Below are 11,025 nucleotides of genomic sequence, written 5' to 3'. Positions count from 1 at the left end.
GGGGGGCAGATCAGATTAGGGCTTTTTTATTTGTAATTTTTGAGTGAAATATTGCCGCTTGCCCGTAAATTTTATTTGATTTCAGGTGAGTTAGTGAGGTATAATTCGCCACCTACTTGCATAGGGCAAGTAGATTTTCGTCCCGAAAGGGTTTTTTTTAATTTAACGGAGCACTAATATGATCCAAGAACAGACTATGCTGGATGTTGCTGATAACTCAGGGGCTCGTAGCGTAATGTGTATCAAGGTTCTAGGTGGATCGCACCGTCGTTACGCTGCAATTGGCGACATTATCAAAGTTACTGTAAAAGAAGCAATTCCACGCGGTAAAGTTAAAAAAGGTGATGTGTTAAAAGCAGTTGTTGTGCGCACCAAGAAGGGTGTTCGTCGCCCAGATGGCTCAGTTATTCGTTTCGATGGTAACGCTTGTGTAATTTTAAACAATAATACTGAGCAACCAATCGGTACTCGTATTTTTGGACCTGTGACTCGTGAACTTCGTTCTGAGAAGTTTATGAAGATCATTTCATTAGCTCCAGAAGTACTGTAAGGGGAATGTAATGGCTGCTAAAATCCGTCAAAATGATGAAGTAATTGTTCTTACCGGTAAAGATAAGGGCAAATGTGGTAAGGTAACTCAAGTGTTACCAAACGGTAAAGTGATTGTTGAAGGTGTTAAAATCATCACTAAACATGAAAAACCAGTTCCTGCTTTAGGTAAAGCTGGTGGCTTAGTGAAGAAAGAAGCTGCGATTGATGCATCAAACGTTGCAATTTTCAACCCGAAAACAAATAAAGCTGACCGTGTAGGTTTTAGATTCGAAGATGGTAAAAAAGTACGTTTCTTCAAATCTAATAATGAAATTATTTAATTAACTGGAGTAATGCGATGGCGAAACTGCATGATTACTACAGAGATCAAGTAGTTAATGAATTAAAAGCTAAATTCAACTACTCATCTGTCATGCAAGTCCCACGAATCGAAAAGATTACCCTGAATATGGGTGTGGGTGAAGCATTGACCGATAAAAAACTTTTAGATAACGCAGTAGCGGATCTAACAGCAATTAGCGGTCAGAAACCTTTAATTACTAAAGCACGCAAATCTGTTGCAGGCTTTAAAATCCGTCAGGGATATCCAATCGGATGCAAAGTAACCCTACGTGGCGAACGTATGTGGGAATTCTTTGAAAGATTGATTACTATCGCTGTTCCACGTATCCGTGACTTCCGCGGTTTAAATGCGAAGTCATTCGACGGTCGTGGTAATTACAGTATGGGTGTTCGTGAACAAATCATTTTCCCAGAAATCGACTATGATAAAGTAGATCGTGTACGTGGTTTAGATATTACTATCACCACAACTGCGAAAAGTGATGAAGAAGGCCAAGCTTTATTAGCTGCTTTCAATTTCCCATTCCGTAAATAAGGTAGGTTATCGTGGCAAAACAATCAATGATTGCACGTGATGTTAAACGTGCTAAATTAGCTGATAAATTCTACGCTAAACGTGAAGAATTAAAGAAAATCATCTCTGATGTAAATTCTTCAGACGAAGATCGTTGGGCAGCAGTGTTAAAATTACAAACACTTCCACGCGATTCAAGTCCTAGCCGTCAGCGTAACCGTTGCCGCCAAACTGGTCGTCCACACGGTGTACTTCGTAAGTTTGGTTTAAGCCGTATTAAGGTACGTGAAGCTGCAATGCGCGGTGAAATTCCAGGCCTTAAGAAAGCAAGCTGGTAATAACCTCTTTTAATTTGGAATCATGGGAGTAAATACATGAGCATGCAAGATCCAATCGCAGATATGCTGACCCGTATTCGTAACGGTCAAGCTGCGAATAAAGTTGCAATCAGTATGCCTTCATCTAAGTTAAAAGTTGCTATTGCAAGCGTTTTAGCTGAAGAAGGTTATGTTGAGAGCTTCAAAATTGTTGAAGGTTCAAAACCTGAATTGGAAATCACTTTAAAATATTTCCAAAATAAACCAGTTGTAGAAAGTATCCAACGCGTAAGCCGTCCAGGTCTTCGTATTTACAAACGTAAAGACGAATTACCAAAAGTTATGGGTGGTTTAGGTATTGCAGTTGTTTCTACATCTAAAGGTGTAATGACCGACCGTGCAGCGCGTCAAGCGGGCCTCGGCGGTGAAATTATCTGTTACGTAGCATAATAGAGAGGTAGGAAGAATGTCTCGTGTTGCAAAAGCACCTGTTAATATTCCTGCCGGTGTTGAAGTAAAACTCAGCGGTCAGCTATTAACAATTAAAGGTAAAAACGGCGAGTTATCTCGTGAAATTCATAATGCAGTTGAAGTAAATCAAGATGCTAACGCATTAACTTTCGCACCACGTGCTGGTGTTGCAAATGCAGATGCTCAAGCAGGTACTGCTCGTGCACTTGTTAATGCTATGGTTATCGGTGTTACTGAAGGCTTTACTAAGAAATTGCAATTAGTAGGTGTTGGTTATAGAGCACAAATGAAAGGTAACGTAGTTGCTTTAAGTTTAGGCTATTCACACCCAATTGAACATACGTTGCCAGCTGGCGTAACTGGTGAATGTCCATCTCAAACAGAAATCGTTCTTAAGAGTGCAGACAAACAGTTAATTGGCCAAGTAGCAGCTGATATTCGTGCATATCGCCGTCCAGAGCCTTATAAAGGCAAAGGTGTACGTTACTCTGATGAAGTAGTTCGTACAAAAGAAGCGAAGAAAAAGTAAAGTAAGGTAACACTATGGATAAGAAAGTAGCTCGTATCCGTCGTGCAAGCCGTGCACGTCATTTAATGAGAGAGCAAGGTGCAACCCGTTTGGTTGTGCATCGCACACCTCGCCATATTTATGCGCAGGTTATTGCACCTAATGGCTCAGAAGTACTAGCAGCAGCTTCAACTGTTGAGAAAGTAATTAAAGAGCAAGTTAAATACACTGGTAATAAAGACGCAGCTGCAGTAGTTGGTAAATTAGTTGCGGAGCGTGCTTTAGCTAAAGGTATTCAAGCAGTTGCATTTGATCGTTCAGGTTTCAAATACCACGGTCGTGTGCAAGTATTAGCAGACGCTGCTCGTGAAGCTGGTCTACAGTTCTAATAGAGGAATTTGAGATGTCAAACATCGAAAAACAAGCTGGTGAACTGCAGGAAAAGCTAATCGCGGTTAACCGTGTATCAAAAACCGTAAAAGGTGGTCGTATCATGAGCTTCACTGCTTTAACAGTAGTAGGCGATGGTAACGGTCGTGTTGGTTTTGGTTACGGTAAAGCACGTGAAGTTCCAGCAGCGATCCAAAAAGCGATGGAAAAAGCTCGTCGCAATATGATTAACGTAGCTTTAAACGAAGGTACATTACAACACCCTGTTAAAGGTTCACACACTGGTTCACGTGTATTCATGCAGCCAGCTAGCGAAGGTACTGGTATCATCGCTGGTGGTGCAATGCGTGCTGTGTTAGAAGTAGCAGGCGTTCACAACGTTCTTTCTAAAGCATACGGTTCAACCAACCCAATCAACGTTGTTCGTGCAACAATTGATGCACTTGCAAATATGAAATCACCTGAAATGGTTGCTGCTAAACGTGGTAAAACTGTTGAAGAAATTTTGGGGTAATTGAATATGGCAAAAACAATTAAAGTAACTCAAACTCGTAGCTCTATCGCTCGTTTACCGAAACATAAAGCAACGTTAAAAGGCTTAGGTCTTCGTCATATTCGTCATACAGTTGAATTAATCGATACTCCGGCAGTTCGTGGTATGATTAATCAAGTGTCATATATGGTTAAAGTGGAGGAATAATAGAATGCGTTTAAATTCTCTTTCTCCAGCTGAAGGTGCTAAGCACAGTGCTAAACGTTTAGGTCGTGGTATCGGTTCTGGTTTAGGTAAAACTGGTGGTCGTGGTCATAAAGGTCAAAAATCTCGTACAGGCGGCGGCGTTCGTCGTGGTTTCGAGGGTGGTCAAATGCCTTTATACCGTCGTTTACCAAAATTTGGTTTTACTTCATTAAAATCATTCCACGTAGCTGAAATTCGTTTAAACGACTTAGCTAAAGTAGATGGTAACGAAGTAACTTTAGAAGCTCTTAAAGCTGCTAACGTAATCACTAAAGATATTTTATCTGTAAAAGTAATTTTAGCAGGTAAAATTGAAAAAGTGGTTGTAGTTAAAGGTTTACGTGTAACTAAAGGTGCTAAAGCTGCTATCGAAGCTGCTGGCGGTTCTATCGAGGAATAATAGATGGCAAAGCAACCAGGGTACCAAGGTAGTACACAAAAAGGGACTGGCGAGCTTAAATCAAGATTATTATTTGTTTTAGGTGCGTTAATCGTTTTCCGTATCGGTTCTTTTATACCTGTTCCTGGCATTGATGCTTCTGTATTATCCGAATTAGTTCGACAACAGCAAGGCACCATCATTGATATGTTTAATATGTTCTCTGGTGGTGCTTTAAGCCGAGCGTCTACATTTGCGTTAGGTATTATGCCTTATATTTCGGCGTCAATTATTGTTCAATTATTGACAGCGATTCATCCTCCTTTAGCTGAGCTAAAAAAAGAAGGTGAAGCGGGACGTCGAAAAATTAGTAAATATACTCGCTATGCTACTTTGTTATTAGCATTTATTCAGTCTATTGGTATTTCAATTGCCCTACCGAATATGTTGCAAGGATTAGTTCCTAATCCAAGTATCTTATTCTATGTAACTTCTGTAATCAGCCTAGTTACGGGAACAATGTTCCTAATGTGGTTAGGTGAGCAAATCACTGAGCGTGGTATCGGTAACGGTATCTCTTTGATTATCTTTGCAGGTATTGTTGCGGATTTACCGGCGACAATTGGGCAAACAATTGAGCAAGCTCGTCAAGGCGAAATTTCTCCACTTGTTCTTTTATTAGTAGCTGTAATCGCATTTGCGGTAACATATTTTGTTGTCTTTGTTGAACGCGGACAAAGAAGAATTGTGGTAAATTATGCAAGTCGCCAGCAAGGTAGAATGATGGCGCCAGCTAGATCTTCTCATTTACCATTAAAAGTTAATATGGCAGGTGTAATTCCTGCAATCTTCGCGTCAAGTATCATCTTGTTCCCTGCGAGTATTTCGCAGTGGTTTGGTCAAAGCGAAGGACTTGAATGGTTATTTGACTTATCACAATTATTACAGCCAGGACAACCGTTATATATTGTGTTATTCACAATGGCAGTAATCTTCTTTGCATTCTTCTATACGGGAATGCAATATAATCCTCGTGATACAGCGGATAATTTGAAGAAATCAGGTGCGTTTGTACCAGGTTATCGACCAGGCGAACAAACATCACGTTATATTGATAAAGTGATGACACGCTTAACCTTAATCGGTGCGTTGTATATTACTTTTGTTTGTTTGGTTCCTTATATCATTACATCTTTATGGAAAGTACCATTCCAATTAGGCGGTACTTCACTGTTAATCGTAGTGGTAGTTATTATGGATTTCATCGCACAGGTTCAAAGTCATTTAATGTCATTACAATATGACTCTGTGTTGAAGAAAGCCAATTTGAAAGGCTTAGGGCAGTAGTCCCTTAGATCAAAAAGGATAAGCAATGAAAGTTCGTGCTTCAGTTAAGAAATTATGCCGTAACTGTAAAGTTGTTAAACGTGAAGGTGTTGTTCGCGTAATTTGTAGCGATCTTAAACACAAACAACGTCAAGGTTAATTAGTATTCTTTCTTGCAAAGAACCCGCTGAGCAGGTATACTGCTCAGCTCATTCATCCTGATATGCTGTTTGAGTATCCTGAAACGGGCTTTTCAAGATCAGCATATCAATAAACTTAAATAATAGGAGTGTATAGTGGCCCGTATTGTAGGCATTAACATTCCTGATCAAAAACATACTGTAATCGCATTAACTGCAATTTACGGTATCGGTAAAACTCGTGCTAAAGCTATCTGTGCAGCAACGGGTATTGCTGAAGATGTAAAGATCAGAGAATTGTCTGAAGAGCAGATTGAAAAACTGCGTGAAGAAGTTGGTAAATTTACTGTCGAAGGTGATTTACGTCGTGAAGTAACATTAAGCATCAAACGTCTTTTAGACTTAGGTTGCTACCGTGGTTTACGTCATCGTCGTAGTTTACCAGTACGTGGTCAACGTACTAAGACTAATGCGCGTACTCGTAAGGGTCCACGCAAACCGATCAAAAAATAATCGGAGTAGATAAATAATGGCTAAAACACCAGTTCGCGCACGTAAGCGCGTTAAAAAACAGATTGTAGATGGCGTAGCTCATATCCACGCATCTTTCAATAACACAATCGTGACTATTACTGACCGTCAAGGTAACGCTCTAGCATGGGCAACTGCAGGTGGTTCAGGTTTCCGTGGTTCTCGTAAATCAACTCCGTTTGCTGCACAAGTTGCTGCAGAACGTTGTGCTGAAGCTGTTAAAGAATTCGGCTTAAAGAACTTGGAAGTTATGGTTAAAGGTCCGGGTCCAGGTCGTGAATCAACAATCCGTGCATTAAATGCAGCAGGTTTCCGTATCACGAACATTACTGATGTGACTCCGATTCCTCATAACGGTTGTCGTCCACCGAAAAAACGTCGCGTTTAATTGACGTTAGAATAATTGGAGAAAGAAAATGGCAAGATATTTGGGTCCTAAGCTCAAGCTAAGCCGTCGTGAAGGTACTGATTTATTCCTTAAATCAGGCGTTCGTGCGATTGAATCAAAATGTAGAAATCGTCTTGATGTAGCACCAGGTCAACACGGTGCACGCAAGCCACGTTTATCTGACTACGGTAGTCAGTTACGTGAAAAACAAAAAGTTCGCCGTATCTATGGTATCTTAGAACGTCAATTCCGTAATTACTATACAGAAGCAAACCGCTTAAAAGGTAATACCGGTGAGAACTTATTAGTATTATTAGAAGGTCGTTTAGACAACGTAGTTTACCGTATGGGTTTTGCTGCAACTCGTGCTGAAGCACGTCAGCTTGTAAGCCACAAATCTATCGTAGTAAACGGTCGTGTAGTGAATATTCCTTCTTATCAAGTTTCTGTTGATGATGTAGTTGCTGTTCGTGAGAAATCTAAAAAACAAGCACGTATCAAAGCATCATTAGAATTAGCAACTCAACGTGAAAAACCAACTTGGTTAGAAGTTGATGCAACTAAGATGGAAGGTGTATTTAAACGTACTCCTGAACGCTCTGACTTATCAGCAGATATTAACGAACATCTGATCGTTGAGCTTTACTCTAAATAATAGTTAATTTTTTAAAATTACATTATTAAATTAGTAAATAAAGCTTAAAAACAAAGAGAGGATAAAATGCAGGGTTCTGTGACAGAATTTTTAAAGCCGCACTTAGTGAATATTGAACAAATTAGTTCAACTCACGCAAAAGTGACCTTAGAGCCGTTAGAACGTGGTTTTGGCCATACATTAGGTAACGCACTTCGTCGCATTTTACTTTCGTCTATGCCAGGCTGTGCAGTAACAGAAGTTAAAATTGATGGTGTATTACATGAATATAGCAGCAAAGAAGGCATACAAGAAGATATTCTTGAAGTATTGTTAAACCTTAAAGGTCTAGCGGTAAAAGTGTCAAATAAAGATGATATTATCCTGACGCTTAATAAGTCTGGAATTGGCCCTGTGACTGCAGCCGACATTACGCACGATGGTGACGTAGAAATTGTAAATCCAGATCACGTTATTTGTCATTTGACAGATAAAAACGCATCAATCAATATGTGTATCCGTGTTCAACGCGGTCGTGGTTATGTGCCAGCATCAGCTCGTGTACATTCTCAAGATGAAGATCGTCCAATCGGTCGTTTATTAGTTGACGCTCGTTTTAGCCCAGTAGATCGCATTGCTTATAATGTTGAAGCTGCTCGTGTAGAACAACGTACAGACTTAGATAAACTTATCATTGAGATGGAAACTAATGGCACAATCGATCCAGAAGAAGCCATTCGTCGCGCTGCAACGATTTTAGCAGAACAGCTAGATGCATTCGTTGATTTACGTGATGTTCGTCAGCCTGAAGTTAAAGAAGAGAAACCGGAATTTGATCCGATTTTACTTCGTCCAGTAGATGACTTAGAGTTGACGGTTCGTTCTGCTAACTGTTTGAAAGCAGAGACAATTCACTATATCGGTGATTTAGTACAACGTACAGAAGTTGAGTTATTAAAAACACCTAACCTTGGTAAGAAATCACTTACTGAGATTAAGGACGTGCTTGCTTCTCGTGGCTTATCACTGGGTATGCGCCTTGAGAATTGGCCTCCAGCAAGTATTGCTGAAGACTAATTTTAGATATTAGATTTTCTAAGAAGGAATAGGTTATGCGCCATCGTAAGAGTGGACGTCAATTAAACCGTAACAGCAGCCATCGCCAAGCGATGTTCCGTAATATGGCAAGTTCTTTAATCGGTCACGAGATCATTAAAACAACTTTACCTAAAGCTAAAGAGTTACGTCGTGTAGTTGAACCATTAATTACTTTAGCAAAAGAAGATAGCGTTGCAAATCGCCGCTTAGCTTTTGCTCGTACTCGCAACGTAGAAACAGTTGCTAAATTATTCAATGAATTAGGTCCACGTTTTGCACAACGTGCGGGTGGTTATACTCGTATCTTAAAATGTGGTTTCCGTGCAGGCGACAATGCACCAATGGCTTACATTGAGTTAGTTGACCGTCCAGGAGTTGCTGAAGCAGCTGCGGAATAATAGCTAAATAGCTTACTTTGAAAAGCCCAGGTTATCCCGGGCTTTGTTTTTTTCTAATATTTTTAAACTTTTTCTTACCGATTTGCTTTATCGTAACAAAGATCTTTTCTTGTAATTTAGTGGAAAATCGGTATAATCCATCCGCCTTTTCTATCTTTTTAGATGGTTAAAGCATATCAGTACCCTCACCTCGAACGAGGGTTTTCTTTTTTACTATCAACATTTTTAGAGGAAGGTTATGGTAACCATTCGTTTAACTCGTGGCGGAGCTAAAAAACGCCCATTCTATCAAATCGTGGTAGCAGACAGCCGTTCACCACGTGACGGTCGTTTCATCGAGCGTATCGGTTTCTTCAATCCATTAGCTGCAGGCCAAGCTGAACGTTTACGTTTAGACGTGGCTAAAGTTGATGCTTGGGTTGCTAAAGGTGCTGAGCTTTCAGATCGTGTTGCATCTTTAGTGAAAGAAGCTCGTAAAGCGGCTTAATTTATTAAAAATTTTGCAAAGTAGGTGAGTAGCATGAGCGAACAAAAAATTGAAGTTGTCGGAAAACTGGGGTCAACCTATGGGATTCGTGGCTGGTTACGCCTCTATTCATCAACTGAAGAAACTGAAAGTATCTTCGATTATCAGCCTTGGTTCTTAAAAATTAAGGGACAATGGCAACCAATCGAATTAGAAAGTTGGCGTTACCACAGCAATGATTTGATTGTGAAATTAAAAGGTACCGACGACCGTGAAAGCGCGCAGTTACTAACGAATGCGGAAATCGGTGTGGATTTATCTGTGTTTCCTGAATTGGAAGAAGGGGATTATTATTGGCACGATTTAATCGGCTGCCAAGCGGTAAATCTCGAAGGCTATACCATGGGCGTTGTGACTGAATTAATGGAAACAGGTTCAAATGATGTATTGGTTGTGCGTGCTAACAGTAAAGATGCTTTCGGTAAGCAAGAACGATTAATTCCATTCTTATATGAACAAGTAGTTAAAAGAGTAGATCTCGCCACCAAAACAATTACGGTGGATTGGGACGCTGGTTTCTAACCTCAGGTATGCGGTGCGCTTTGGCTTTAAGTAGTAAGGACATTTGAGGATAAATTATGTGGATTGGTATCATTTCACTGTTCCCTGAAATGTTTAAAGCAATTACCGATTTTGGGGTGACAGGACGTGCAGTAAAACAAGAACTTCTGCAACTTCAATGTTGGAATCCTCGTGATTTCACTTTTGATAAACATAAAACGGTTGATGACCGCCCTTATGGCGGTGGACCGGGAATGTTAATGATGGTGCAACCTTTGCGTGATGCGATTCATGCAGTGAAGCAAGCAGCAAAAGCAGAAGACGGTGTAGAGGCAAAAGTTATTTATCTCTCACCACAAGGGCGTAAGCTGGATCAACAAGGTGTGAAAACACTGGCTTCAAATCAGAAACTAATTTTAATTTGTGGACGATATGAAGGGGTTGATGAACGATTGATTCAAACTGAAGTTGATGAAGAATGGTCAATTGGTGATTATGTGCTTACAGGGGGCGAATTGCCTGCAATGACGTTAATTGATGCTGTTGCGAGATTTGTACCCGGAGTGTTAGGCAAACAGGCCTCTGCAGATGAAGATTCATTTGCGACAGGTTTATTGGATTGTCCGCATTACACTCGTCCGGAAATGTTAGACGGTATTCCTGTTCCTGAAGTGCTGCTGTCGGGTCACCACGAAAATATTCGTAAATGGCGATTAGAACAATCGCTTGAACGCACGTGGTTAAGACGCCCTGAGCTATTGGATAGCCTAGCTCTGACTGACGAACAACGCGTGTTGTTGGCTAAAATTAAAAAACAACACAAAATCAGTTAATTCTAGGATTTAGAAGGTTTTTAAAATGAGTAACATCATCAAACAAATCGAACAAGAACAGTTAAAACAAAACGTACCTAGCTTCCGTCCAGGTGACACATTAGAAGTTAAGGTATGGGTAGTAGAAGGTAGTAAAAGACGTTTGCAAGCGTTCGAAGGCGTGGTTATTGCAATTCGTAACCGTGGCTTGCACTCTGCATTCACTCTACGTAAAGTATCAAACGGCGTAGGCGTTGAACGTGTATTCCAAACTCACTCACCAGTAATTGACAGCATCTCTGTTAAACGTAAAGGTGCGGTACGTAAAGCTAAACTTTACTACTTACGTGAGCTTTCAGGTAAATCTGCACGTATCAAAGAGCGTCTTGGCGAATAATTCGCATGCGCTTAATGCGAAAGATAAAAAGGCTTGGGGAAACCCAAGCCTTTTCTTTTGGC

21 protein-coding genes are annotated in these 11,025 nt (G+C 40.4%); all 21 read left to right on the top strand.

Features of this window, described 5'->3' with window-relative positions; translation table 11 throughout:
- Positions 1–178: 178 nt before the first annotated feature.
- The 21 genes from rplN (at position 179) to rplS (ending at position 10,963) form a co-directional block, all read left to right on the top strand.
- The gene (gene rplN, locus HMPREF0027_RS10685) at positions 179–550 is read left to right on the top strand and encodes a 50S ribosomal protein L14 (RefSeq protein WP_005619403.1); all 372 of its coding nucleotides are present in this window, start codon (positions 179–181) and stop codon (positions 548–550) included.
- Between the two features lie 10 nt (positions 551–560).
- On the top strand, positions 561–872 hold the full coding sequence (gene rplX / locus HMPREF0027_RS10680; protein ID WP_005625155.1) for a 50S ribosomal protein L24: 312 nt from the start codon (positions 561–563) through the stop codon (positions 870–872).
- Positions 873–889: 17 nt separating this feature from the next.
- Positions 890–1,429, top strand: coding sequence for a 50S ribosomal protein L5 (rplE, locus tag HMPREF0027_RS10675; RefSeq protein WP_005619405.1), 540 nt, complete (start codon positions 890–892; stop codon positions 1,427–1,429).
- 11 nt (positions 1,430–1,440) lie between these two features.
- Entirely contained in the window at positions 1,441–1,746 is a 306-nt protein-coding gene (gene rpsN, locus HMPREF0027_RS10670; protein WP_005625153.1) for a 30S ribosomal protein S14, read from the top strand.
- 36 nt (positions 1,747–1,782) lie between these two features.
- Positions 1,783–2,175: a 30S ribosomal protein S8 gene (rpsH, locus tag HMPREF0027_RS10665; RefSeq protein ID WP_005619408.1), complete on the top strand. Its 393-nt coding sequence runs from the start codon at positions 1,783–1,785 to the stop codon at positions 2,173–2,175.
- A 16-nt stretch (positions 2,176–2,191) separates the two neighbouring features.
- Complete coding sequence (gene rplF / locus HMPREF0027_RS10660; protein WP_005625151.1) at positions 2,192–2,725, top strand: 50S ribosomal protein L6; 534 nt, start codon at positions 2,192–2,194, stop codon at positions 2,723–2,725.
- A gap of 14 nt (positions 2,726–2,739) precedes the next feature.
- On the top strand, positions 2,740–3,093 hold the full coding sequence (gene rplR / locus HMPREF0027_RS10655; RefSeq protein WP_005625149.1) for a 50S ribosomal protein L18: 354 nt from the start codon (positions 2,740–2,742) through the stop codon (positions 3,091–3,093).
- Positions 3,094–3,107: 14 nt separating this feature from the next.
- Positions 3,108–3,608: a 30S ribosomal protein S5 gene (gene rpsE, locus HMPREF0027_RS10650; RefSeq protein ID WP_005625147.1), complete on the top strand. Its 501-nt coding sequence runs from the start codon at positions 3,108–3,110 to the stop codon at positions 3,606–3,608.
- Between the two features lie 6 nt (positions 3,609–3,614).
- Positions 3,615–3,794: a 50S ribosomal protein L30 gene (gene rpmD, locus HMPREF0027_RS10645; protein WP_005599315.1), complete on the top strand. Its 180-nt coding sequence runs from the start codon at positions 3,615–3,617 to the stop codon at positions 3,792–3,794.
- A gap of 4 nt (positions 3,795–3,798) precedes the next feature.
- Entirely contained in the window at positions 3,799–4,233 is a 435-nt protein-coding gene (gene rplO / locus HMPREF0027_RS10640; protein ID WP_005625145.1) for a 50S ribosomal protein L15, read from the top strand.
- Positions 4,234–4,236: 3 nt separating this feature from the next.
- Entirely contained in the window at positions 4,237–5,559 is a 1,323-nt protein-coding gene (gene secY, locus HMPREF0027_RS10635; RefSeq protein ID WP_005625142.1) for a preprotein translocase subunit SecY, read from the top strand.
- Positions 5,560–5,584: 25 nt separating this feature from the next.
- A complete protein-coding gene (rpmJ, locus tag HMPREF0027_RS10630; protein WP_005625141.1) occupies positions 5,585–5,698 on the top strand; it encodes a 50S ribosomal protein L36 in 114 nt (37 codons plus the stop codon).
- Between the two features lie 136 nt (positions 5,699–5,834).
- Positions 5,835–6,191 (top strand): 30S ribosomal protein S13, encoded by a 357-nt coding sequence (rpsM, locus tag HMPREF0027_RS10625; RefSeq protein ID WP_044024525.1) that lies wholly within the window; start codon positions 5,835–5,837, stop codon positions 6,189–6,191.
- A gap of 16 nt (positions 6,192–6,207) precedes the next feature.
- Positions 6,208–6,597 carry a 30S ribosomal protein S11 gene (gene rpsK, locus HMPREF0027_RS10620; RefSeq protein ID WP_005625140.1) on the top strand — a complete coding sequence of 130 codons (390 nt, stop codon included), beginning with the start codon at positions 6,208–6,210 and terminating at the stop codon, positions 6,595–6,597.
- A gap of 28 nt (positions 6,598–6,625) precedes the next feature.
- A complete protein-coding gene (gene rpsD / locus HMPREF0027_RS10615) occupies positions 6,626–7,252 on the top strand; it encodes a 30S ribosomal protein S4 (protein ID WP_005599325.1) in 627 nt (208 codons plus the stop codon).
- A 66-nt stretch (positions 7,253–7,318) separates the two neighbouring features.
- Positions 7,319–8,308, top strand: coding sequence for a DNA-directed RNA polymerase subunit alpha (locus HMPREF0027_RS10610; RefSeq protein WP_005625138.1), 990 nt, complete (start codon positions 7,319–7,321; stop codon positions 8,306–8,308).
- Between the two features lie 35 nt (positions 8,309–8,343).
- Positions 8,344–8,727 (top strand): 50S ribosomal protein L17, encoded by a 384-nt coding sequence (gene rplQ / locus HMPREF0027_RS10605; protein WP_005625136.1) that lies wholly within the window; start codon positions 8,344–8,346, stop codon positions 8,725–8,727.
- A 238-nt stretch (positions 8,728–8,965) separates the two neighbouring features.
- Positions 8,966–9,214 (top strand): 30S ribosomal protein S16, encoded by a 249-nt coding sequence (gene rpsP / locus HMPREF0027_RS10600; RefSeq protein ID WP_005625134.1) that lies wholly within the window; start codon positions 8,966–8,968, stop codon positions 9,212–9,214.
- A 33-nt stretch (positions 9,215–9,247) separates the two neighbouring features.
- A complete protein-coding gene (gene rimM, locus HMPREF0027_RS10595; protein WP_005625132.1) occupies positions 9,248–9,775 on the top strand; it encodes a ribosome maturation factor RimM in 528 nt (175 codons plus the stop codon).
- A gap of 56 nt (positions 9,776–9,831) precedes the next feature.
- Positions 9,832–10,587: a tRNA (guanosine(37)-N1)-methyltransferase TrmD gene (trmD, locus tag HMPREF0027_RS10590; protein ID WP_005625130.1), complete on the top strand. Its 756-nt coding sequence runs from the start codon at positions 9,832–9,834 to the stop codon at positions 10,585–10,587.
- Positions 10,588–10,612: 25 nt separating this feature from the next.
- The gene (gene rplS / locus HMPREF0027_RS10585) at positions 10,613–10,963 is read left to right on the top strand and encodes a 50S ribosomal protein L19 (RefSeq protein WP_005625128.1); all 351 of its coding nucleotides are present in this window, start codon (positions 10,613–10,615) and stop codon (positions 10,961–10,963) included.
- The last annotated feature ends 62 nt before the right edge of the window (positions 10,964–11,025 follow it).

This window comes from Actinobacillus ureae ATCC 25976, assembly GCF_000188255.1.
Lineage (GTDB): Bacteria > Pseudomonadota > Gammaproteobacteria > Enterobacterales > Pasteurellaceae > Actinobacillus > Actinobacillus ureae.
Note: the sequence above shows the minus strand (reverse complement) of the source record. Positions and strands in the feature narration are given on the sequence as shown.